This window comes from Eubacterium sp. F2 (assembly GCF_046244355.1).
Lineage (GTDB): Bacteria > Bacillota > Clostridia > Peptostreptococcales > Anaerovoracaceae > Aminicella.
Genome location: NZ_CP176393.1, coordinates 1,432,489 through 1,456,951 on the forward strand (window position 1 = coordinate 1,432,489; position 24,463 = coordinate 1,456,951).

Consider the following 24,463-nt stretch of genomic DNA (forward strand, 5'->3'; position numbering starts at 1 on the left):
TCATCAGTATTCAAGCTATAGAAATTAAAAGGAGATACCAATGACAAATAAATATCCAAATCTGCTTTCCCCGATCACACTGGCGGGAGTAACCTTCAGAAACCGCATCTTTTCTGCTCCGATGGGCGGAACAGATATTACGCCGGACTGCTGCATCGGTCCGAAGACAACAAAGTTTTACGAGCTCCGTGCCAAGGGCGGTGCTGCTGCGGTAACGGTTTCCGAGTGTGTGGTCCATGAAACGGATGGAAGTCATATGTTCCGCCTGAATCTGTCCACCCCGGGCAGCCTTCCGAGCTTCACGTATACGGCTGATGCCATCCGCCGTCACGGATGTATGCCGTCGGTAGAACTTTCCCATTCCGGCCAGTTCGGCGGAACTTATCTCGCGGATAAGAATAAGCAGCACAGCCTGGTGCAGTGGGGACCGTCTGCGAGAGTGAGAGAAGACGACGTGGAAGTGAAAGAGCTCACAAAAGATCTGATTGATGATATCGTCAGATCCTATGGAGAGACGGCTGCCCTTGCAAAACGCGCGGGCTTTGAGATGGTCATGATTCACGGCGGCCACGGTTGGCTGATCAACCAGTTCCTGTCGCCTCTTTTCAACCATCGCAGCGATGAATACGGTGGATCCTTTGAAAATCGTGTCCGCTTTGCGGTAGAAGTTGTCAAGTCTGTCCGTGAAGCAGTCGGACCGAAATTCCCGATTGAGTTCCGTATGAGCGGAGATGAATTCGTAGACGGCGGTTATCATCTGGACGAGGGAATTAAAATCGCTCAGGCAGTAGAAGACTATGTGGATTTGATCCATGTATCTGCGGGAACTTATCAGAAGACATTTGGAATCACCCATCCATCCTGGTTCGAGCCTCATGGAAGAAACGTGTATCTGGCTGCAGAGATCAAGAAGCATGTGAATAAGCCGGTTGCAACGATCGGCGGACTGAATGATCCGGAGATGCTGGAAGAGATCATTGCCTCTGGAAAGGCCGATGTAGTAGAAATGGCCAGAGCCCTTCTGGCGGATCCGCAGCTGCCAAATAAGATTACGGAGGGAAGAGAAGAGGAAATCGTCCGCTGCCTGCGCTGCTATACCTGCATGGCAGAGCGTGCTGCAACCTTTACCCGCCGCTGCACGGTCAACCCACTGATCGGAAGAGAAGACGAGGGCCTTGGAGAAATCATGCCGGCTCCGGTTAAGCGCAAGGTTCTGGTTGTCGGAGGCGGTCCGGGAGGACTTTACGCCGCATATACCGCTGCCAGAAGAGGACACCAGGTCATTCTGTGTGAAGCATCCGCTGAAATCGGAGGCCTCCTGAAGGGAGAAGAAGCTCTGCCGCCGAAGTTTGAGATGTTCCAGCTTGGCGGAACTTATGCGACTCTGGCGCGGAAAGCCGGTGTGGAAATCCGCCTGAATACCCGTGTGGATGCGGATTATGTAAAGAAGGAAGCGCCGGACGCTCTGATCGTCGCTGCCGGATCTTCCCCGATGGTTCCGCCGATTCCAGGCCTCAGAGAAAGCAGCCGCATGATTGTAGCAGAAGATTATTACCTGAAGAAAGATCAGGTTGGAGAGAACGTCGTTGTTCTCGGAGGCGGCCTTGTCGGATGCGAACTGGCTGCTGTCCTGGGTGATCAGGGAAAGAAGGTTCATGTCGTGGAAATGCGCGATGAGCTCTGCCCGGATGCCAATGTCCGCTACCGTCCTCTGCTGATGAATAAGATGAAGGAAGTCGGCATTCAGGTACATACGGGATGCACATGTAAGAACATCACAGACGATAAGGTCATCGGGGAAACAAAAGACGGTGAGCAGGTAGAGATTCAGGCAGATTCCATTCTCTGCGCCCTCGGCCTGAAGCCGAACACCGATATCGTAGAAGAACTCAGAGGCCTTGCTCCTCAGTTCGCATCCATCGGAAACTGTGTTCGTCCGAACACCATCACCTACGCAGTATATCAGGGCTATCACGCTGCTCTGGATATTCATTAATAATACGCTGCTCCTCTTAACTTCAACGAAAAAGACAGGGCGCTGCCTTGTCTTTTTTCTTTTGTCCGATCGGACAGCTGAAGAGGATTGACATCCTGCTCAGGAAAAGTATAGTGAAAACAGAAGGAATAAGCTATATTCAGGAGGCTGCCATGAAAAGGATTACGGTTCTGACATTCAGTCCGACGGGAACGACCAGAAAGGCCGCGGAGTTCATCGCGGAGAGAATCAGCGGAAAGCTGGAAATTCCGGCTTTGTATGATGATTTTACGCTGCCGGAGAATAGGAGAGATAAACGAGTATTTGGAAGGGAAGAGCTTCTGCTTATCGGTCTTCCGGTTTACGCGGGAAGGCTTCCGAATAAGATTGTGCCGGAAATCGGGAGTCTGATCAGGTCGTCCGGGGATACGCCAGCGATTGCTCTTGTAACTTTTGGAAACCGGAGCCCGGGGAGTGCCCTGAGGGAGCTGAAACATATATTGCAGGAAAACGGTTTCTGCACCATTTCTGCGGGAGCCTTTGCCGCGCCCCATGCCTTCGCGGAGATCGGAAGTGAACACCCGACGGAAGAAGACCGCAGCAAGGCGGAATCCTTAGTCGATGCGGCAGCGGAGTACCTGGCATCCGGAAAGATGCTGAAGCCGGTCGTGATCGACGGAGATCAGCCGCCGGAACCTTATTATATCCCGAAGGGAGAGGACGGAAGGCCGGTGAATTTTCTGAAGGCAAAGCCGAAAACAGATCTTCAGCGCTGTGACCGTTGCGGAATCTGCGCCCGGGTCTGCTCCATGGGGTCCATTTCAGCAGAACAGCCGGAAGAGGTCACGGGAATCTGCATCAAGTGCCAGGCCTGCATCAGGACATGCCCGAAGCAGGCGAAATATCTGGATGATCCGGGATTTTTATCTCATAAGAAGATGCTGGAAAAGAATTTCCGCGATCCTGCGGAATCGATCCTTTATCTGCCGGAGAGATAAGCGTCGGGCGGACAGCCGGGAAGCCTGCTGCCGTCTGCCTGATAAGACCATAAGACAATAAAAGAAGAGGCCGGCACCCGGGGAACTCGTATTCCCCGGAGTACCGGCCTCTTGAAATTCTGTTACCAGAAAAATTGAAACCCTTATTTTATGTAACAATCCGGTATTTTAGCCCATCTCTACCATTTTTTCGATCGGCTTCAGCGCTTCTTTGCGAACCTGCTCGGACAGCTGGATTTCCTCCCCGCCGGCTCCGGTCACGGCGCGGTAGATGTCCATCAGCGTGGTTGCCGCCATGTTATGGCAGACACATTCCTTGGACAGCGGATAGAAGACCTTGTCCGGGCACTTGAACTGCAGGTGCTGGACGATGCTGTGCTCCGTGCCGATGATAAACTCCTTATTGCTGCTTTCCTCCGCGTGCTTCATGATGCCTGTGGTGCTTCCGATGTAATCGGCATGCTTTCTGACTTCCTCCAGAACTTCCGGATGAACCAGAATCTCAGCATTCGGGTGAGCGGCTTTTGCCAGCTTCACGTCGCGCTCGATCATGCGCATATGGGTCGGGCAGCCGCCGTTGACGAAGATAAATTCCTTATCCGGGAGCTGTTCCTCACACCAGGATCCCAGGTTGCAGTCCGGGATAAACACGATCTGCTTATTCGGGATCTGCTTCAGAATCTTTACGGCTGAAGAGGACGTGACGACCACATCGACAGCGCGCTTCAGGTCAGAAGTCGTATTGATGTAGGCGACGATTGCCGCATCCGGATATTCTTCTCTCAGCTTCAGGACATCGTCTCTGTCCATCTGCGCGGCCATCGGACATCCGGCCAGAGAATTGGCCAGCAGAACCTTCTTATCCGGGGAAAGCAGTTTTACCGTCTCCGCCATAAACCGCACACCGGACATGATGATGGTCTTCTGCGGAGCCTTGGACGCCTGGACACTCAGACCGTAAGAATCGCCGATATAGTCGGCAACGTCCCAGATGTCCTGGCTCTGATAAGCGTGTGCCAGAATGCAGACATCATTTTCCTTCTTCTTCTCCATGATGGCATCCTGAAGTTCTCTAGTGTTCATTGTTTAACCTCCGAAAGCTGCTTTTTCCAATTCTTTCTCTTCCATCCATTCTGTGCGGACAAAATCTGACTGGCAAGGGGACAGGAAAGCCTGCGGCCGTTTCCTTTATCACCCCATGGCCTGTGAAATTGTTGAGTGAAAATATGAATTATTCCGTTTTTATGGACATATAAATAAAATAATAATCCGCACATCTCTTGTTCATTGATTTTCAGTATAGAACCACTGTCTTTACATGTCAAGATAAATGTAAACATTAATGTTGATAGGTGTCTTGTCACATGTAAAATCTAGTGCTATAATGGCGATAAATTGATAGAGATGCGGAATGCTCTCCGGCATCGGGCAGATGTATTCGGACTGACGGATCGGGTTAAGGCGTCAGACAGATGCATCGGAGGAACTGCGTCAGAAGAAGGTGCGGACAGATACACTGTGTATGACAGCCGGCAGCTTCCATAAATGCAGGGAGTAAATCAGGAAAGGGATATTATCATGTTAAAGACGGATATTTTAATTGTTGGATCGGGATGCTCCGGTCTGTACACAGCACTTAAACTTCCGAGCGATAAGAAGATTTTAATCATCACAAAATCAGACGCGGAATCCTGTGACAGTTTTCTGGCTCAGGGCGGCATCTGCGTGCTGAAAGATATTTCCGACTATGACAGTTATTTTGAAGATACCCTGCGGGCCGGCCATTATGAAAATGACCGGAAGTCCGTGGATATCATGATCCGCTCTTCACGGAAAGTCATTCAGAATCTGATCGACTGCGGCGTGCAGTTCCATCGTGACGCGTCCGGGCATCTGGATTTCACCCGAGAAGGCGCACATTCTCATAAGAGAATCCTTTTCCATGAGGACGAGACCGGCAAGGAAATCACCAAACACCTTCTGGCTGCGGCGCGTGCGCTGCCGAACGTCACGCTTCTGGAGCATACAACGATGATGGATATGGTGGAAGAGGACAATACCTGCTACGGAGCCGTCATTAAAAAGGAAAACGGCGAACTGGACATGGTCCAGGCAGATTATACGATCCTGGCTACAGGCGGAATCGGCGGACTGTATGAACATTCCACGAACTACCGCCATCTGACCGGCGATGGCGTTGCCATGGCCATCCGTCACGGACTCCGCCTGAAGAACATCAATTACGTACAGATTCACCCGACGACCTTCTACACGACCAATCCGGAGGACCGTTCCTTCCTGATTTCCGAGTCTGTAAGAGGCGAGGGCGCCAAACTCTATGATAAGAACATGCAGCGTTTCACCAATGAACTGCTTCCGAGGGACCTTCTGACCATCGAAATCAAGAAGCAGATGAAGAAGGACGGAACCAGACATGTCTGGGAGGATCTGCGCACGATTCCTTATGAAGAGCGCCACACGCATTTCCCGAACATCATCGAGCACTGCCTGAAAATGGGCTATGACCCGGATAAGGAGCCGATTCCGGTTGTACCGGCTCAGCACTATTACATGGGCGGCGTCTGGGTCAACCATGAGAGCAAGACTTCGATGAATCAGCTGTACGCGGTCGGAGAAACCGCATGCAACGGCGTACACGGGAAGAACCGCCTCGCCAGCAATTCACTTCTTGAAAGTATGGTTTTTGCCGGAAGAGCGGCAGACGACCTGATAAAGAGTTATGCGCAGGTAAAGCATGATCCTGAAGTCTTCCGCCGTGTCGATCTGTCCCAGTATGAGGATGAATCCGCACTGAAGGAGCTCTATGCAGATCTCGTCAAAAAAGAAATTGACAAGGCGGACAGAGAAATGAGAATCCGCGAGGCTGATGCGGAGGAAACGGCTGCAGAGGGAATTCATCCCCAGGCACAGGCCGGGAAGCAGGATGCTCATCACGGCGCCAGGGCCTAGGCCTCTTGAACAGGTAAATTTTGTCAGAAAAAAGAAAGGAGCGCGGCGAAGCCGCTGAAAACGAAGAGATGATGCTAGATCCGATAACGATGAAGTTAAATGCTGATCCGCTGATCTGCTCAGCGCTGAAGGAAGATATTACCAGTGATGATGTGTCGACGAACAGTGTCATGCCGGAAGCGAAGGCGGGAACGGTAGATCTGATGGCCAAGGGGGATGGAATTCTCTGTGGTGCGCAGGTATTTCAGAGGACCTTCCAGCTGCTGGATCCCCAGACGGAAGTAATCTGGGAGAAGAAGGACGGCGACGCGGTGAAAAGAGGTGAGCGTCTGGCTGTCGTAAACGGAGATATCCGGGTGCTTCTCTCGGGAGAGCGGACGGCCCTGAATTATCTTCAGCGGATGAGCGGAATTGCGACCTATACGCATCAGATGGCGGAAAAACTGAAGGGAAGTGGGATTAAGCTCCTGGATACCAGAAAGACGACGCCGAACAACAGGATTTTCGAGAAGTACGCGGTTACGGTAGGCGGCGGATGCAACCATCGCTATAATCTGTCTGACGGGGTTATGCTGAAGGATAATCACATCGGCGCGGCGGGCGGAATCCGTCAGGCTGTGGAGGCGGCGAGAAATTACGCGCCATTCGTCCGGAAGATCGAGGTCGAGACGGAGAATCTGGACATGGTGAAGGAAGCGCTGGATGCCGGCGCAGACATTATTATGCTGGATAACATGGATCACGAGCAGATGAAAGAGGCGGTAAAGCTGATTGACGGAAGGGCGGAGATTGAAGCGTCCGGAAATGTGTCCATGGAAAATCTGGAGAGTTTCAGAGATCTGGGTATCGATTATGTGTCCAGCGGGGCACTGACGCATTCCGCGCCGATTCTGGACCTTTCGCTGAAACACCTGCATCCAGTGGAATAGGGTGGAAATTCATCGTCAAAACGGGTATTGGAATCGGAAATATTGTATAATAGGAAGATAGAAAAAAGTGTGTGATGAATCTGGAAAGTGAGGTTGGTGTTTCTTGAACAATAAAGTACGCAGGGAAGAAATTAAGAAACTCCTGCTTGCCAGTGAACGGCCGGTTTCAGGCGGCAGAATCGCGAAGAAGTTTAAGGTCAGCCGCCAGGTGGTGGTCCAGGACATTGCGCTGCTGAGGGCAAACGGGCTGGACATTCTTTCTACGAACAGGGGATATGTTCTGCAGAAACAGAAGTCTGCCTGCACGCGGGTGTTTAAGGTCTGCCACACGGAGGAACAGACAGAAGAAGAGCTGAATATGGTTGTCGATCTGGGCGGCCGGTTTCTGGATGTATTCGTCTATCACCGTGCTTACGGGCTGATCCGCACGGAACTGCACATCCGCTCCAGACTGGATGTTGCTGCGTATATCCATGAAATTTCAACGGGAAAATCACGTGAACTGCTGAATATCACTTCGGGGTACCATTATCATACGATTGAGGCAGACAGTGAGGAAATCCTGGACCTGATTCAGGAGAAACTGCAGGAAAAAGGTTTCTTGGCAAAACTCAGTGCCTATGAACCGGTGGATTTTCAGAAACAGGCAGCGGGGCGCCAGGCGGCAGGAATGAAGGCGAGTGCGGCCGGTGCTGCAAGATCGTAAGGAAAAGGCAGTTTCAGAAAGACAGCAGATTCGGAACTCATTTCTGCACTTGTCGGCAGAGTGAGAATTCCGGATCTTTTTTTATGGGAAAAGAAAAAAATTCCTGAAAAATGGCAGGGAAATACTGTGATTTCTGTCTGCTGTGCAAAACAGGCATTCTTTCCGTTTTGAAATATGTTATACTTAAAATTAGTCGGAAAGCGGCAGGATCCTGCCGTTTTGAATAACTTGGAAAATGAGGAGGAATGACGTCATGTTTAAGGTAACAGCTACAGACAAGGCTCCGGCAGCAATCGGACCGTATTCTCAGGCAATCGCAGCCAACGGAATTCTGTTTGCATCCGGACAGATTGGAATTGATCCGGCAGCAGGAAAGATCACAGCAGACACCATCGAGGGTCAGGCAGAGCAGGCATGCAAGAATGTCGCAGAGGTTCTGAAGGCAAATGGACTGACATTCGATCAGGTTATCCGTACCACATGCTATCTGAGTGATATGGGCAATTTCAAGGCATTTAATGACGTTTACGCAAAGTATTTCACGAGCAAGCCGGCACGTTCCTGCGTAGCCGTAAAGGAAATTCCGGCAGGCGCACTGTGCGAGATTGAAATTACAGCGATCATGGATTAGTCATTTTGACCGGAAATACGATTTTATTATAGCAGAACAGAACGGAAGCGGGAGTTTTGGGACATTTTCGCCCTTCTGTTCTGTTTTTTGTTTGGATATCAGAAAAACTGTGTTATTATAGGGATGGTATGATGTGATTGACAACATATAACGAGAGAAGGGGTGTCAATGAGCAATTCAAAGAAAAAATATGTCTATGAATCGCGTTATCAGCAGATTTCTGTCGAGATTGCCAAGCGAATTGCGGAAGGATGGTACGCCGTCGGAGAAAGACTGAATGCGCGTACGACACTTGCCAGCAATTACGGTGTTTCTCCGGAAACGGCCAGAAAAGCTGTTCACATTCTCTGTGATCTGGGCATCATGGAAGTCCGTCAGGGAAGCGGCACTTACGTGCTTTCCCGTCAGAAGGCACAGCAGTTCCTGGAGCGCTATCAGAATACCGTTTCTGTTGAACAGGTCAGAGCGGAAATCAACGCCTGCGTAAAGAACCAGCAGAAGGAGATCGAACATCTGTCCAAGCTCCTGAACAAGCTGATCGGACAGACCACCAGAGACCGTGCGGGATATACCCTGGAACCCTATGAGCTCCACATTGACGAGCACTGCTATTATCTGGGAAAAACGATCGGTGAAGTGAACATCTGGCAGGAAACCGGCGCGACCATTGTCGAGGTTATGCGTGATGACACATTCATCGTTTCGCCGGGACCGTATGAAAAGATCCAGGCCGGCGATACCCTGCTGTTCGTCGGAAACGAGGAGTCCAGACAGAGGATGCTGAATCTCTTCTGTGCACCTCCGGAGAACGAGAAGAATTAATCGTTCAGAGTCGTCTCGTCATAGAGGAAACAGACATATTCATGATCGAAGGGATGTGGAATGCATGCCTTCTTTTTTATATAGATAGTCTGTTCATCAGACGACAACAGGGTCCCCGGGCAGCCGCCAGACGCTTCAGCGTCGTGGAGGGGCATTATGCCGGAAGCAGGGGAGCTGGGGATCCGGACATACGAAAAGCCGGCTGCTGAATCGTCATTCCGCAGCCGGCTTTAATAAACTGTCCTGATCGTATTCAATTTTACCTCTCAATCGTAATCTATCCGATAAAGAACATCCACATGTTCTAAAGGAATCATTCACAATTTTCCCAGCATAACTCATCTGCAGAAAATTTCATCGTCTTACGATTATTCCGGGCTTCAGCTCTCACCCTGAGGTTTGAAAACGCTCCATGCATCTTATTCTGTCATATTCATCCGGCAGGCCTTATTGCCTTACACCGTTCCACTCGATTGTGTTAAAAAGTTGATCTCCAGATGCCGTTTTCAACCGATGAGGCCTCGCCCATCTCTGTCACCCGGACCATTCATATAAAGAAGATTTCTCATCTTAATACTCATCTCCTTTCTGTTTGGGGATCATGATTTCCGGTTTCTGAAAACCGGTTTCCAGCCACTCCCGGCTGACTTCATAAAGCATTTCGGGTTAACCTCTATCTTGCTTTATCTTTTTTCCTTGATCCTTATCTTTGTCTAAAGTATAGCGCAGGATTGCATGTTTGTCAATGCAATTATTAAAAAACAACAAAAATACATTTGAAAGTTTGTGTATACATAATATATCCTATGCAGTCAGCGCTGCTGAAAGGCTGTCGGAAGGGCGTGTATGAGAAGAAAATCAGCTAACCCAGCGGGCCGCTGTGATTCACTGCAGTCTTGCTGGGTATGTATTTGTCGGAACTTGTGCTATAATCGTACAGTCTAATTGACAAGCGGTCCGGAAGGGCCGGAAAATGACTAATAATTAGGGGAAATGGAAGAATGCCGGAAAGGCACTTCTGTTCCTGTGTAAAGGAGAATAATTTATGGCAGGTTGTAATCATGACTGCAGTTCCTGTGGGGAAAACTGCGGTGAAAGAACGGAAATTCAGAAGCTGAAAGTGAATAAGCATTCCAAGGTCCGCAAGGTAATCGGTGTTGTCAGCGGCAAGGGCGGAGTCGGAAAGTCTTCCATAACTTCTATGCTGGCATCTGCAGCGCGCCGTCAGGGCCTGAAGGTTGCGATCCTGGATGCGGATATCACAGGTCCATCTATTCCGAAGGCATTCGGCGCAGAGGAAACACCTAAGGGAAATGCGGAAAACGAGATCTATCCGGTTGTGACGAAGACGGGAATCGAGATCATGTCCACCAACCTTCTGCTTCAGAATGATACCGACCCGGTTCTCTGGAGAGGACCGATTCTGGGCGGTGCGATCCAGCAGTTCTGGACAGACGTTGTATGGGGAGACATCGATGTGATGTTCGTCGATATGCCTCCGGGGACAGGCGACGTTGCCCTGACCGTATATCAGCAGCTTCCGGTTGACGGAATCGTCATCGTCACATCCCCGCAGCAGCTGGTTGAGATGATCGTCGAGAAGGCGGTAAACATGGCGGATATGATGAACATTCCGGTTCTGGGACTGGTTGAGAACATGTCTTACTTTAAATGTCCGGACTGCGGTTCCATTCACCACATCTTCGGCGAGAGCCACGTAGATGAAGTTGCGAAGAAGCATTCCATTCCACGCATATGCTCTCTTCCGATCGACAGCAGCCTGGCAGAGGCCTGCGACAAGGGAGAGGTCGAGTCCTATCAGTCCGAAGAGATGGACAAGCTTGCAGCTGAGCTGACAAAGTAGAAATTCGCAAGAGGCCGGGCTGCTGAAAGAACACTCAGGCAGAGAGCGCGATACGGCTCCGCATAATAATAAGCTGCGGGCGTTGCCATTTGGAATTTTTTCTGTACTTTCAAAACGTCGGAGAGGAGTTTTGAAAAATCTGTTCCGGAATCATAGTATAATCGTGATTCCTCAACGGATTGGAATGTGCGCACTTTAATTGCGGGATCATCTGCATACAAGGAATATAAAAACAGCGGGGATTGGCAGCATTCCCCGCTGTTTTTAATAGGAACGGAATTGAATGTTCGGAAAATTAAAGTGTATGACTTATTGAAGCTGACTTCCCGCAGTGTCTTTTTTCCCGAAAGAAGCTCATTCCGCCGGATAAGAATGCAAAGATAGAAATAATTTGCTATAATAAGGAAATAAAATTTCGGTAGTTGTTTTCTGAGGTGAATGATGAGTAAATACGTTATGGCGCTTGATGCAGGGACGACAAGCAGCCGCTGCATCCTTTTTGACAAAAAAGGAAATATTATCAGTATGGCACAGAAGGAGTTCCATCAGTACTTCCCGAAGCCGGGATGGGTGGAGCACGATGCCAATGAAATCTGGTCCACGCAGATCGGTGTAGCCGTTGAGGCAATGTCGAAGGCCGGCGCGCGTCCGGATGATATTTCCTCCATTGGAATTACCAATCAGAGAGAAACGACGATCGTCTGGGATAAGAAAACCGGGGAACCGGTTTATCACGCAATTGTCTGGCAGTGCAGAAGAACATCCGAATATGTGGACACTCTGAAGGCAGAAGGACTGACCGAACCGATCCGCGAGAAGACGGGGCTGATCCTGGATGCGTATTTTTCCGGCACCAAGCTGAAATGGATTCTGGACCATGTGGACGGAGCCAGAGAACGTGCAAAAAAAGGCGAGCTGCTTTTCGGAACGGTGGAGACCTGGCTGATCTGGAAGCTGACCGGCGGAAAAGTCCATGTCACTGATTATTCCAACGCGTCCAGAACCATGATGTTTAACATCCACACTCTTCAGTGGGATAAGGATATTCTTAAACTCCTGGATATACCGGAATGTATGCTTCCTGAGGTCAGGCCGTCCAGCTGTATTTACGGCACGACTGATCCGGTCCTGGTGGGCGGAGCCATTCCGATCGGCGGAGCGGCCGGAGACCAGCAGTGCGCGCTGTTCGGCCAGACCTGCTTTAAGCCGGGCGAGGTTAAGAACACCTATGGAACCGGCGGATTCCTCCTGATGAATACAGGAGACACACCGATCAAGTCTGAACACGGACTCGTGACGACAATTGCATGGGGCCTGGACGGAAAAATCACCTATGCCCTTGAAGGATCCATTTTTGTCGCGGGAGCAGTCATTCAGTGGCTCCGTGATGAGATGAAGCTGATTGATTCCTCCGAGGACTCGGAATACATGGCCAGGAAAGTAAACGACACCAACGGATGCTACCTGGTTCCGGCATTCACGGGACTCGGCGCGCCGTACTGGAATCAGTACGCGAGGGGCACCATTGTCGGCATCACCAGAGGCGTCAATAAATACCATATTATCCGTGCCGCGCTGGAATCCATCGCCTACCAGGTGAATGACGTTCTGGACGTCATGAATGAGGATTCCGGAATCCGGCTCACCTCCCTGAAAGTCGACGGCGGAGCGAGTAAGAACAATCTTCTGGTTCAGTTCCAGTCAGATCTGAGCGATCTTCCGGTCATGCGTCCGGACTGCGTGGAAACGACGGCGCTGGGAGCGGCATACCTTGCGGGACTAGCCAGCGGATTCTGGTCGGACAAAGAAGAAATCGCAAGGAACTGGAAGGTTGAGGAAATCTTCCACCCGGATATCACGCAGAAAGAGCGTGAAGAGGCTGTCCGGGGCTGGAAACGCGCAGTAAAATGCGCCTGCAGCTGGGCGGATAACCGATAATCGGCATTGAGAAAAGAGAGTTATGCACTATATTGAAATATTATTAATCGGAATTGGACTGTCGATGGATGCGCTGGCAGTTTCTGTAAGCAAAGGGCTGTCACTGAAGAAGGTCCGGCCTTCCCATATGCTGAAGGCGGGGCTGTGGTTCGGCGGATTTCAGTTTCTGATGCCGGTGATCGGCTGGCTGCTGGGAAGCGCCGCGGCGAAACTGGTAGACCGCTATGATCACTGGATTGCGTTCATTCTTCTGGCGCTGATCGGAGGGAATATGATCCGCGAAGCCATCTGCGGCGATGACGAAGACCAGAATGATGCGATGAACGCAAAAATAATGTTTCTGCTGGCCGTGGCAACGAGTATCGACGCTTTGGCCGTGGGAGTGACCTTTGCCTTCATGGATGTGAAGGTGATTCCGGCGTCGCTTCTGATCGGCTGCACGACCTTTGTCATCAGCGCGGCCGGAATCCGGCTTGGCGGGATACTTGGAAATAAGTTCGAGCAGCATGCGCAGATCGTCGGCGGCATTGTTCTGATCGTCATCGGCGCCAGAATACTGCTGACCGGAATCGGCTGGCTGTAGCCTGCAGAAACAGAATGAAGCGAGAGGGAAAGAGAGACTGTCATGCAGAAAGAAAAGTTAATGATCGCTGCTTCCAAGAACCAGCATAAAATTCAGGAAATGGAGAAAATCATGGCTGCCATGGGCATGCATGTAATTTCCAGAGAGGATGCGGGAATTCCAGATTCATTTGAGATCGTGGAGGACGGAACAACGTTTGAGGAGAATTCGTTTAAAAAAGCAGAGGCGATCATGAAGTTTTCCTCGCAGACGGCTGTCGCGGATGATTCCGGACTGATGGTGGATGCGCTGGACGGCGCACCGGGTGTGTATTCCGCGAGATTTGCCGGTGAGCCCTGCGATGATCAGAAGAATAACGAAAAACTTCTGCGTCTGCTGGAAAATGTGCCGGATGAGAAGCGGATCGCAAAATTCGTGTCGGTGATTACGGTTGTTTTCCCGGATGGGAAGACTCTGACGGCCAGAGGAGAATGCCCGGGCAGACTCCTGAGAGAGGGACACGGATGCAATGGATTCGGCTACGATCCGCTGTTTGTCCCGGACGGGTATGAGCAGACCTTTGCCCAGCTTCCGGCAGAGGTAAAGAACCATATCAGCCACAGGGCAAAAGCACTCCAGCATCTTGAAAAACTGTTGAAAGAGAAGGATCTTTAAAGTTATGACGAGAAAACGGTTTAGAGCCATGGTTCTGCTGGGCGTCCGTCAGCTGTGGGATCCGTATTATCAGGGCTTTGCCGCGCAGATTGCGTTTTTTCTGATCTTGTCCATCGTGCCGACTGTGACAATCGTGACGCAGATTCTGGGACTTTTCCATATATCTGCGACCTTTATGAACCAGTGGATTCACAGCTATGTCATGCCGTCGATGGTGGCAAAGCTGCGCGGGATGTTCGTGAATACGTATTCCACCGGAAATAACATTTTCCTGGTCGTTACAGCGCTGTGGGCGGCTTCGAGAGCCCAGTTCTCTCTGATGAGAATTGCCAATTACACATATTCCGGCGGGCGGACAACAGGAAATTACTGGAAAGAGCGCGTGCGTTCACTGCGCGTCATGCTGGTGTTTATTCTGACCATTGTATTTGTCATTGCCATTCTGGTCTATGGAAAGCTCCTCCTTCTGCTGATCTTCGGCAGGGTAGTTGAGCATTCCATCCTGACGAGTCTCTGGTCCTGGCTGAGATGGCCGCTGGCGCTGGTCCTGTATTTTCTGGTTGTCATGTACGACTACTATGTTCTGCCGATCGCAAGACTGGAAATCCGGGATATCCTGCCGGGAAGCGTATTCGCATCACTTGGCATGCTGATTATGACACTGTTCTATTCTATCTATGTCAATCTGATTGCGAATTACGATATCATCTACGGATCCCTGTCGGCGATTGTCGCGCTGCTGTTCTGGTTCTGGCTGCTGTCCTGGGTCATGGTGCTGGGCATTCTGTTTAATAAGGTCTGGTCTGATACCTTGGATCTGGCCCCGCATAAGCCTAAACGCAGAGGCGGAATTTCCAGGAAAGAGAAGGATTTTGTCGGCAAAGGGCAGTTCCATGCAAGGAGAAGAAAACGGAAATAGCAGAACAGCTGCTGTTTATAGGGAACATAAAATATGGTCCCGGGAGATAGTATTATGAAACGGATATTAGTGATTATCAATCCGAAGGCGGGAACCCTTCAGGCTGCAAAATATCTTGCGGACATCTGTGAGGTATTCTGCCGGGCGGGATATGAAACAATCATTGCGACGACATTTGGCCGCGGCGACGGCACGACGATCGCGAGAGAGCGTGCAAAGGATGCGGATATCGTTGTGGCAGTCGGCGGAGACGGAACCTTTAATGAAGTCATTGCCGGCGTCATGGAGTCTGGCGTCCGCAGACCAATTGGATATATTCCTGCCGGTACGACCAATGACTTTGCCAGCAGTCTGGGGCTTTCTTCGGACCTGATTCAGGCCGCAGAAGACATTGTGTCCGGAACGCCGCATTCCATCGACATCGGACGCTTTAATGGAAGATATTTTTCCTATGTTGCATCCTTTGGAGCATTTACCAATACGTCTTATGATGTCCCGCAGAATCTGAAGAATCTGCTGGGACACACGGCCTACATCCTGGAAGGTGCGAAGGACCTGCTTTCAATCAAGCCGTCTGAACTGAAGCTGAAGGATGAAGTCGGCGTGTACGGAGGAAAATATATTTTCGGTGCAATCTGCAATTCCACGTCCATGGGAGGGATCCTGACCTTAAGCAGCGATGTGGTAGATATGAGCGATGGAAAGTTTGAAGTTATGCTGGTGAGAATGCCTTCCAACCTGATCGAGCTGAGTCAGGAACTTCTGGCTATTTCCAAGCAGCAGTACGATGATTGTAAACTGATCTCTTTCTTCAGCTCCGGAAATATGGAAATCATCGCTGATCCGATGATGCCATGGACCCTGGACGGAGAATTCCAGGAAGGCGCGCATCATATCAAGATTGAAAACGTCCACAATGCGGTGGATATCCTGGTCAATGAAGAAGGAAGTGCTGCGCGGCGGAAGAAATAGAAGGAAAGACTTAAATGGCGTAAATCATTGCCCCGGGCGATGGGTATAAAATATCGAACAGAATCTGATCTGTATCTGATCCTATTCTTAAGAAATTGTGAAGCAGGCCCCTGCCGTATTCCGTTTCGGATGCGGCAGGGGCTTATGTTTTTCTTAAGAAATCCTCTGAGAACGATAATTTCGGCTGAAAACAGGCTGAAAAAGAGATAAATATCACAGAAATTCCGCCGTCTGGCAGCCTGAAGTGCATAAATACACGTTATTAACGATATAAATTAATTATCTCGAATTAATTCTTAAGAACTATTAATCGTCATAAAGAAATATAAATGGCTGAGTTTCAACGAATTAGCGGTGCCTAATTGTGTTGGTCTGGTGAAAAACTTAAGAAACCTGTTGACTTCTTAATGTATATTAGTTACAATGAAGCCATGTTTTGTAAAAGGACCGTTAAACATTCTAAAGAAAACAAAGAAAGCAGGGTTTCATTCATGTACCATATTAATAGCACTGAGACAGCGAATATTGATAACAGAAGACACCATGCGTTCCTGGCAGCGATGATCACTGTACTGGCCATGACGATGGTAATGGTGTTCAGCTTTTCATCCGTCAGTGCATTCGCTGCATCGGATTCTGACTCAGTCAGCAAGGTGGTCACAAATAACGGAAACAAGACAACTACTTATTATGTAAAGACAAGCCGCAGCGCTTCTGAGATCAAGGACGGCATCAGTGATTACCTGGAGAATAAGGATGACAGCATTCAGTCTGTAAGCTTTGATGACCAGGATGAGATCACCGTCACACCGCTCAGCGATAACCAGCGTGCAGCAAATGAAAATACTTCCTCTCAGAGCACTCTGAGCTTCAAGTCCTTCTGCAAGAAGGTTGTAAATGACAATGCACTGGATATTACAACCGTATCCAATGACAAGGAAGTCGTTTCCACAATTCCGTATGACACAATCCAGAAGACTTCTTCCGAGATGAGAAAAACAACAAAGAAGGTTACCGGAGGGGTCAAGGGTAAGGTTTATAAGAATTACAAGGTTACCAGAAAAAATGGAGAAGTAACAGATAAGACATACGTCTCCACAACAACCAAGGATCCTGTAGATAAGGTCATAACAACAGGAACCGGTTCTGTAAACGCAGTCGGAAGAACATTTTCCGGCACAACAGGCAAGAAAATCGTTGATTATGCCAAGCAGTTCGTCGGAAATCCGTATGTATACGGCGGAACAAGCCTGACCAACGGATGCGACTGCTCCGGATTCATTTATTCCGTATACAGACACTTCGGTCTGAACGTACCGAGAATCCCGTACACAGCAGGAAAGTCCGTTTCCCTGAGCAATCTTCAGCCGGGAGACATCATCATCTACAGCGGACACTTTGCAATGTATGCCGGTAACGGACAGGTTGTTCACGCAATCAACTACCAGTACGGCATCCGCGTAACGTCCATGTACTTCGCAAAGACACCGAGAGCAGCAAGAAGAGTTGTTACAGACGCTGAGTAATCGGAAAAATAATCAAGAAATATCACAGCTTCCATGCAGAAATGTGTGGGAGCTGTTTTTTCGTGTCAGCAGGCGGCAGAAAAATCAGCTTTAGATGATTGATTAAAGAAAATTATATATATCGAACTCACTATCAATACTACCTAGACCAGTACTGGGGCGGAAACAATGAACAGTGGGTTGAGCTTTCCGAAGGAAGAGACCTGACACTCAATCCGAAGCAGGAAGGTCCTGTACTGAACAACTTCGGCTATCCGTACGCTGAAATGGACGGCGAGCCGCTCGATTACTACAACGCAAAGACATTCGCATATACAATCAGTTTTGCGCAGGATAATGATTCCGACTGCTGCTAGTCAGAGCGTCATCATTATCAGACAAAAAATATAAAGAACGAGGCCCCGGCCTCGTTCTTTTCACAAGGAGAAAAGAGTTATGAACAAGCATACAGAATGGACATCCGGAAGAGTTCAGCGCCGCACACAGCGCGTGGTTCTCTTGCTTTTGATTTTTGTCCTGATGGCAGGCATGCTGCTTCCATCTGATGCGGCCTCGAAAATCAAGCCGAAGAAGCTGACGATCAGACTCAGCGCTTCCTCCGTTCAGGTCGGGCAGAAAGCCAGCGCCCGCGTGGTAAAAGCTGTGCCGCCCAAAGCCAGCAAGGCGGTTAAGTGGAAAAGCAGCAATGCGAAAGTTGCGAAAATCAGTCAGAAGGGCAGCATCACACCACTGAAGGCCGGAAAGGTAAGGATCACCGCGGTTTCAAAGCTGAATAAAAAGATATCCGCATCGGCAGTCCTCACGGTCAAAAAAGCGAAAACGACCGTCAAAACCGGCGTGGAGACCACCGACGGAATCACCATCGACCACGACAAGAAGACAGTTTCCTTCCAGGGAAAAGTGAATGGAAACTATCTGAAGGGAAACAAGACCATGCACTTCTCGGTTTCCAGAACGGGAACAACAGCCCAGTACGCCATGCTGAAGGCCCAGTGCCCGTATTACGCCGTTCCGAATGCATTTTATGAGGGCTTGCTTTCTATCGGCGGAAAACCATGGAGCACGGACAGAAATTATCTGGACGACGGCGAGAAGATCGGAGACACACTGTCAAAGATTGCAAACAAGGACTACAGCCATGTAAACGTCACCCTGACCTGGCCGGGGCAGGAGACGCCGCTTCCGCTCAGCCAGGTTCTGCTGGACGATAACGGAAATCATCCGGATCTGGACATGGTATTTACTGGAAATCAGAAAAACCAGATTGCCAGCGCGTCAGGCTGTATGATCTGCACCAACAGCTGCTATTACGGAACGATTTCCAACCAGGCAAACGGATACACTTCCGTCGGAAAATATCACATCGATGCCGCACACTTCCCGGCAGCGGATACACCGGTGACCGTAACGGTCTCTCTGAAATAATCAGTTGTTGAATCAGATGTGGAAGAAGACATTCCCGACTGCAAAAAGAAAAAGCCGGGAGGGCGCGCAGACAGGCGCTGCTCCAGGCTTCATTTCTGACGAAAAAATGGCGGCCACAAGGTTAAGGCGGCCGCCACAGAGTGTTCGTAATGTGTTACTGCAGTCCGATGGACACCTGCTGGATGAACTGGCGGGCGGTACGCGGGCTTCTTCCGTTGCTGCGGATGGCGAAGGCTTCTGCTTTTCTGCAGAGTTCGTCTTCCGGCGTATCGATGTTTTCTTCTGCTGCGAGTTTTTTTACGATCTCCAGGTAGAGGTCTTTTTCCGGGCGCTGGAAGGTGATAGTCAGGCCGAAACGGGCAGACAGGCTCATGGTCTGCTGCAGGGTGTCGTTCAGGTGGATGTCGCTTCCGGCGCGGTCTTCTGCCAGCTCTCTGACCAGATGACGGCGGTTGCTGCTGGCGTAGATGGCGATGTTCTCGGATTTGCCGGTTACACTGCCTTCCAGCATACCCTTCAGGCAGCTGAAATTATCGTCTTCTGTCGTGAAACTGAGATCATCGATAAAGAAGATGAACTTCAACGGTGTGTTATAGAGCTGGTCGATGATTTTCGGGATCTCGTGCAGCTGTGTTTTCTCGAATTCGATCAGGCGGACGCCCTGATCGGCAAAGGCGGCGGCGCAGGCTTTGATGGTGGAAGACTTTCCGGTTCCTGCATCTCCGTAGAGGAGAACGTTTGCGGCGCCGCGGCCTTCTGCCAGCGCGCGTGTATTCTCGTAGACCAGATGGCGTTCTCTTTCGTATCCGTACAGCTGATCCAGAGTCTGTGGGTCGGCGAATTTAACGGGAACGATTTCTCCGTTCTGAACCGTAAAGGAGCGGGCCTTTCGGAAGATGCCGTAGCCCTTCTCCGGTATTTCAGAAATAAATTTCTGATAGGAGGAGAGCAGATTGACACCGGAATTGGTCCAGCGGGGGAGCCATCCCTTTGCTTCTGCGGGGTCAAGTCCGCGAACCTTCAGATTTTCCGCAAGAGCCGCTGCTGCGTCGTCCGGTGAAAACTGGGAGATGTTCTGCAGAATCTTCAGGTCGCGCATTGCCGCGGCGTGAAGTTCCGGCGAGATTTCCTGCCCGGTAACGTTTTTCTTCAGATAAATGTTCTGATCGTTTTCGATATAATTCTGGATGAATTTTCCCAGATCGCCGTCCGCAGAAATAAATAATGCACTTGAAAAGGCTCCAATCTGAGTGATCTGATCATCCAGGGAGCCGTTTTCAACTGCATATAAAAGTTTCTGAAGCGCGGATACTGTCGGAGTATCCAATATGCTTCTGAAAACGGAGAGGGCATTGATCTGAAAACGTAATGTTTCTAAGTTCTTCATACTTCAAACCAATCCTTGCTGTTTCCTGTGTGTATTCTTTTTTCAGATGTCTCCCGGCTTTTCCTTATTTTTCAGGATTGTATCAATTTCTGTACTTCCTATTAATGAAATAGGAATAAAACCGACTACTTTCCAAGCCGCATCTGCTTTCTTTGACAAGTTCATGGTACAGCGATATTTGTGAATTGTCAACAACAATAATAAAAAATACATGTTGGATACATATAATTATATTAAATTAATCTCACATTAACGCGTTAATGTAATAAAGTGAAGCATACGGGCAGGAAATCGGAAATAATATCTGCTCAGAAAGAAGTCTTTTAAAACATGGCATTGCTTTTATGGAAATAATCAATGGACCCTGAGAGCAGCGGACCGTATATTTGGTATGTCTCACTTTTATTCAGTGATAACTTGTGTTAGAATAACGAATATGATTGACGTTTGACGGATTTTATGTGCAGAGAAGCAGATTTTCTTCCTTGCGCGGTGAATTTTGTCGAATGGAATGAAAATAAAAAGAAGCACTGATGAAGGACGGGAAGTTATGAAGAAGAATTTACCGAAAACCTATGATCCGAAAGCATTCGAGGACAGATTGTACTCGATGTGGGAGGAGAGCGGCTCTTTCCACGCGGAGAATACAGATGACAAGCCGCCGTTTACGATTATTATGCCGCCGCCGAATATTACCGGAAAGCTGCATATGGGCCATGCGCTGGACCAGACTCTGCAGGATGCGCTGATCCGCTATAAGAGAATGAGGGGCTACAATGCTCTGTGGCTGCCGGGTTCTGACCATGCCAGCATCGCGACGGAGGTTAAGGTTGCGAACAAGATCCGTGAGGAAGAGGGTCTGGAGAAGGAAGATCTCGGAAGAGAGGAATTCCTGAAGAGAGCCTGGGCCTGGAAAGAGGAGTTCGGCGGAAGAATTACCCGCCAGTGCAGAAAGCTGGGAGACTCCTGTGACTGGAGCCGTGAGAGATTTACACTGGATGAGGGCTGCAGCAGAGCGGTCCGCACGTTCTTTGTCAGACTGTATAAGAAGGGCCTGATCTACAAAGGAAATCGCCTGATTAACTGGTGCCCGAGCTGCAAGACGTCCCTGTCTGATGCTGAGGTTGAGCATGAGGATAAGGAAGGCTTCTACTGGTATTTCCGTTATCCGGCAGTTAATCCGGGGGATAAGGACATTATCGTTGCGACTTCCCGTCCGGAGACCATGTTCGGAGATGTTGCCATTGCGGTAGCGGAGGATGATGAGAGATATAAAGAGCAGGTCGGCGAGAAGGTTATTCTGCCGATCGTCGGAAGAGAGATTCCGATTATCGCGGACCCGTATCCGGATCCTGAGAAAGGAACCGGTGCCGTTAAGATTACACCGGCGCACGATCCGAACGACTTTGAGGTCGGCCAGAGACATGATCTTGAGATCATGAGCTGCATTAATGAAGACGGCACGATGAATGAGCTTGCCGGAAAGTATGCGGGTATGGACCGCTACGAGTGCAGAAAGCAGTGGGTTGCTGATCTGGACGCGGCAGGATATCTGGTAAAGACAGAGAAGATGACGATTCCTACAGGAACCTGCTACCGCTGCCATACCGCGATCGAGCCGATGCTGTCTGATCAGTGGTTTGTAAAGATGGAAGACCTGGCAAAGCCGGCTCTGAAGGCTGCCGAGGACGGAGACGTTCAGTTCGTCCCGCCTAGATTCGTAAAGACTTATAACCACTGGCTGGAAGATATTCACGACTGGTGTATTTCCCGGCAGCTGTGGTGGGGTCATCAGATTCCTGCCTGGTACTGCCAGGACTGCGGAGAGACCATCGTTGCCGAAGAGGATCCGACCTGCTGCCCGAAGTGCGGTTCCAAGAACCTGAAGCAGGATGAGGATGTACTGGATACCTGGTTTTCCTCTGCACTGTGGCCGTTCTCCACACTCGGCTGGCCGGACAAGACCAGAGATCTGGAGTACTTCTACCCGACTGACGTTCTGGTTACCGGATACGATATCATCTTCTTCTGGGTTGTCCGCATGATGTTCTCCGGACTTGAGGCCATGGGTGAGACACCGTTCCATTACGTCTATCTGCATGGTCTGGTCAGAGATTCCCAGGGCCGCAAGATGAGTAAGTCTCTGGGCAATGGAATCGATCCGCTGGAGGTAGTTGAGCAGCACGGTGCCGACGCGATCCGCTTCATGCTGAGCAATTCCATCACACCGGGCAACGACATGCGTTACCAGGAAGAGAAACTGATCGCATCCAGAAACTTCGCCAACAAGCTCTGGAACGCATCCAGATTCGTGATCATGAATCTGCAGGATGATGACGGAAACCTCCTCCCTGTTGCAGACGGAGAAAGCCTGGCCTTCGATCAGACAGAGGATTTCTCCGGCATTGCGCTGAAGGATGAAGATAAATGGATGATTTCCAGAATGAATGAGGCCGTCAAGTATGTCACCGACCAGTTCGAGAAATTTGAGCTGGGTCTGGCATCCCAGAGAGTCTACGACCTGATCTGGAACGAGTACTGCGACTGGTACATCGAGCTGGTCAAGAAGAGACTCTGGGGCGAGGATGAAGAGGATAAGAAGGTTGCGAGATTTGCGCTGCTTCTGGTCCTGAAGAACATTCTGAAGCTCCTGCACCCGTTCATGCCGTTTATCACAGAGGAAATCTGGGATGCTCTGCCGCATGCGGAGAAGGAGTCTGAGGGCTGCAAGAACGCATATCTGATCTGCGCACACTGGCCGGAGTACAGCGAATCCCGCTGCTTCCCTGAGGAGGAGAGTGCGATCGGCAGCATGATGGATATCGTCACTGCGATCAGAAACATCCGTTCCGAGGCAAATGTTGCACCGTCCAAGAAGGTAAGCGCTGTGATTCTCGCTGAGGGTAAAGGTGAGGAAGAACTGAAGAGAGAGCAGGCACACATCGCCGATCTCGGAAACCTGACTTCCATCTCCTTCATTCACGAGAACCAGGATGCACCGAAGAACGCAATGTCCAAGACTGCGGCTGCCGGACAGATCTTCATTCCGATGGATGAGCTCGTCGACTATAAAGAAGAGTTCGACCGTCTGACCAAGGAAAAGAAGCGTCTGGAAGGCGAAGTTCAGAGAGCAGAGAAAAAACTTTCCAATCAGGGATTTGTATCAAAAGCTCCTGAAAAAGTTGTGCAGGAAGAACGAAATAAGCTGGAAGAATATAAAGAAATGCTGAAGAATACGTCTGAACAGCTGAATACTGTTGCAGAACATCTGAATAAGTAGTATAGTATCTGGCTTGGCTGAGCAGGGAGCCTTGTATCCTCGCGAAGCCGGGCCGTTTTTTTTCAGGGGTTCGGGCGCGGAAGCGTCCGGAATATGCTTGGGGGAGCTATATGACCAGGGATATCGTACTGAGTGAGGATATCATTTTAAAGGAAATTATCGACATCGGTCAGGCGATGCTGGAATGCGGAGCTGAGGTGAGCCGCTGTGAGGACAGCATGAAGCGCATGTGCCGCGCCTATAACGCGAGGCAGGCGGACCTGTTCATTCTGACCTCCTGCATCATGGCTACTGTGCAGTGGCAGGACGGCAGGATGGTGACCCAGATCCGCATGGTGAAAACCGGAAGCATGGATTTTGACAAGCTGGACTATCTCAATGATCTGTCTCGTTACGTCGTTGCGCACAAGCCAAGTGAAGAAGAGCTGGCATCGCGCTTTCAGGATGTCATGAACAGAAAGTCCATGACCAAACCGGCATTTTTCATAGGTTCAGTACTGATAGCAGCCGGATTCTGTGTGTTTTACGGGGGCACGATGATTGACGCGGCAGCTGCCGGCCTTATCTCGCTGTTTGTCATGTACATCAGCCGGATCCTGCAGAGGCTGGAAGACAACGCCTTTGTGAAGGATTTTGTGCTGTCCTTTCTGGTGGGTTTTTCCTCGGATCTGGCCAGTGGTCTGGGGCTGGTCACCCATCCTTCGTCTATCACAATCGGCTGCATCATGCTTCTGATCAGCGGACTGGGCATCACCAACGGTATCCGCGATGTTCTTCACCGCGACATTATGTCCGGATTTCTGCGTGTTACAAGCGCCTGCATGGGCGCCGTGGCGATTGCCTGTGGAATCATGCTTGCCATGGTAATTTTCAGGAGGGTGTAG

The 24,463-nt window shown here is 50.0% G+C and carries 20 protein-coding genes; 18 read left to right on the forward strand and 2 right to left on the reverse strand.

Annotation, left to right across the window (positions count from 1 at the left end; all coding sequences use genetic code 11):
- Window positions 1-40: 40 nt before the first annotated feature.
- Window positions 41-1,996 (forward strand): FAD-dependent oxidoreductase, encoded by a 1,956-nt coding sequence (locus ACI77B_RS06040; protein WP_409335996.1) that lies wholly within the window; start codon window positions 41-43, stop codon window positions 1,994-1,996.
- 152 nt (window positions 1,997-2,148) lie between these two features.
- Window positions 2,149-2,973 carry an EFR1 family ferrodoxin gene (locus ACI77B_RS06045; RefSeq protein ID WP_409335997.1) on the forward strand — a complete coding sequence of 275 codons (825 nt, stop codon included), beginning with the start codon at window positions 2,149-2,151 and terminating at the stop codon, window positions 2,971-2,973.
- A gap of 168 nt (window positions 2,974-3,141) precedes the next feature.
- Here ACI77B_RS06045 and nadA read toward each other — a convergent pair whose 3' ends face one another.
- The gene (nadA, locus tag ACI77B_RS06050; protein WP_409335998.1) at window positions 3,142-4,056 is read right to left on the reverse strand and encodes a quinolinate synthase NadA; all 915 of its coding nucleotides are present in this window, start codon (window positions 4,054-4,056) and stop codon (window positions 3,142-3,144) included.
- 495 nt (window positions 4,057-4,551) lie between these two features.
- On the opposite strand from nadA, the gene ACI77B_RS06055 reads away from it, so the two are divergent.
- The 14 genes from ACI77B_RS06055 (at window position 4,552) to ACI77B_RS06120 (ending at window position 18,912) form a co-directional block, all read left to right on the forward strand.
- Window positions 4,552-5,943 (forward strand): L-aspartate oxidase, encoded by a 1,392-nt coding sequence (locus ACI77B_RS06055; RefSeq protein WP_409335999.1) that lies wholly within the window; start codon window positions 4,552-4,554, stop codon window positions 5,941-5,943.
- A gap of 71 nt (window positions 5,944-6,014) precedes the next feature.
- A complete protein-coding gene (gene nadC / locus ACI77B_RS06060) occupies window positions 6,015-6,872 on the forward strand; it encodes a carboxylating nicotinate-nucleotide diphosphorylase (protein ID WP_409337705.1) in 858 nt (285 codons plus the stop codon).
- Between the two features lie 103 nt (window positions 6,873-6,975).
- A complete protein-coding gene (locus ACI77B_RS06065; RefSeq protein ID WP_409336000.1) occupies window positions 6,976-7,578 on the forward strand; it encodes a transcription repressor NadR in 603 nt (200 codons plus the stop codon).
- A gap of 253 nt (window positions 7,579-7,831) precedes the next feature.
- Window positions 7,832-8,209 carry a Rid family detoxifying hydrolase gene (locus ACI77B_RS06070; RefSeq protein WP_409336001.1) on the forward strand — a complete coding sequence of 126 codons (378 nt, stop codon included), beginning with the start codon at window positions 7,832-7,834 and terminating at the stop codon, window positions 8,207-8,209.
- Between the two features lie 168 nt (window positions 8,210-8,377).
- The gene (locus ACI77B_RS06075; protein ID WP_409336002.1) at window positions 8,378-9,031 is read left to right on the forward strand and encodes a TrkA C-terminal domain-containing protein; all 654 of its coding nucleotides are present in this window, start codon (window positions 8,378-8,380) and stop codon (window positions 9,029-9,031) included.
- Window positions 9,032-10,076: 1,045 nt separating this feature from the next.
- Window positions 10,077-10,895 (forward strand): P-loop NTPase, encoded by an 819-nt coding sequence (locus tag ACI77B_RS06080; RefSeq protein WP_409336003.1) that lies wholly within the window; start codon window positions 10,077-10,079, stop codon window positions 10,893-10,895.
- A 441-nt stretch (window positions 10,896-11,336) separates the two neighbouring features.
- Window positions 11,337-12,833 (forward strand): glycerol kinase GlpK, encoded by a 1,497-nt coding sequence (glpK, locus tag ACI77B_RS06085; protein WP_409337706.1) that lies wholly within the window; start codon window positions 11,337-11,339, stop codon window positions 12,831-12,833.
- 22 nt (window positions 12,834-12,855) lie between these two features.
- Window positions 12,856-13,416 carry a manganese efflux pump MntP family protein gene (locus ACI77B_RS06090; protein WP_409336004.1) on the forward strand — a complete coding sequence of 187 codons (561 nt, stop codon included), beginning with the start codon at window positions 12,856-12,858 and terminating at the stop codon, window positions 13,414-13,416.
- 42 nt (window positions 13,417-13,458) lie between these two features.
- Window positions 13,459-14,070 (forward strand): XTP/dITP diphosphatase, encoded by a 612-nt coding sequence (locus ACI77B_RS06095; RefSeq protein WP_409336005.1) that lies wholly within the window; start codon window positions 13,459-13,461, stop codon window positions 14,068-14,070.
- A gap of 4 nt (window positions 14,071-14,074) precedes the next feature.
- Window positions 14,075-14,989, forward strand: coding sequence for a YihY/virulence factor BrkB family protein (locus tag ACI77B_RS06100; RefSeq protein WP_409336006.1), 915 nt, complete (start codon window positions 14,075-14,077; stop codon window positions 14,987-14,989).
- Between the two features lie 54 nt (window positions 14,990-15,043).
- The gene (locus ACI77B_RS06105) at window positions 15,044-15,961 is read left to right on the forward strand and encodes a diacylglycerol/lipid kinase family protein (protein ID WP_409336007.1); all 918 of its coding nucleotides are present in this window, start codon (window positions 15,044-15,046) and stop codon (window positions 15,959-15,961) included.
- A 491-nt stretch (window positions 15,962-16,452) separates the two neighbouring features.
- Window positions 16,453-17,487: a C40 family peptidase gene (locus ACI77B_RS06110; RefSeq protein WP_409336008.1), complete on the forward strand. Its 1,035-nt coding sequence runs from the start codon at window positions 16,453-16,455 to the stop codon at window positions 17,485-17,487.
- A 98-nt stretch (window positions 17,488-17,585) separates the two neighbouring features.
- Window positions 17,586-17,843 carry a hypothetical protein gene (locus ACI77B_RS06115; RefSeq protein WP_409336009.1) on the forward strand — a complete coding sequence of 86 codons (258 nt, stop codon included), beginning with the start codon at window positions 17,586-17,588 and terminating at the stop codon, window positions 17,841-17,843.
- 79 nt (window positions 17,844-17,922) lie between these two features.
- On the forward strand, window positions 17,923-18,912 hold the full coding sequence (locus ACI77B_RS06120) for a YdjY domain-containing protein (RefSeq protein ID WP_409336010.1): 990 nt from the start codon (window positions 17,923-17,925) through the stop codon (window positions 18,910-18,912).
- 154 nt (window positions 18,913-19,066) lie between these two features.
- Here ACI77B_RS06120 and ACI77B_RS06125 read toward each other — a convergent pair whose 3' ends face one another.
- Entirely contained in the window at window positions 19,067-20,299 is a 1,233-nt protein-coding gene (locus ACI77B_RS06125) for an ATP-binding protein (RefSeq protein ID WP_409336011.1), read from the reverse strand.
- Window positions 20,300-20,849: 550 nt separating this feature from the next.
- Between ACI77B_RS06125 and ACI77B_RS06130 the strand changes: the two genes are divergently transcribed.
- Window positions 20,850-23,579 (forward strand): valine--tRNA ligase, encoded by a 2,730-nt coding sequence (locus ACI77B_RS06130; RefSeq protein WP_409336012.1) that lies wholly within the window; start codon window positions 20,850-20,852, stop codon window positions 23,577-23,579.
- A gap of 110 nt (window positions 23,580-23,689) precedes the next feature.
- Window positions 23,690-24,463 (forward strand): threonine/serine exporter family protein, encoded by a 774-nt coding sequence (locus tag ACI77B_RS06135; protein ID WP_409336013.1) that lies wholly within the window; start codon window positions 23,690-23,692, stop codon window positions 24,461-24,463.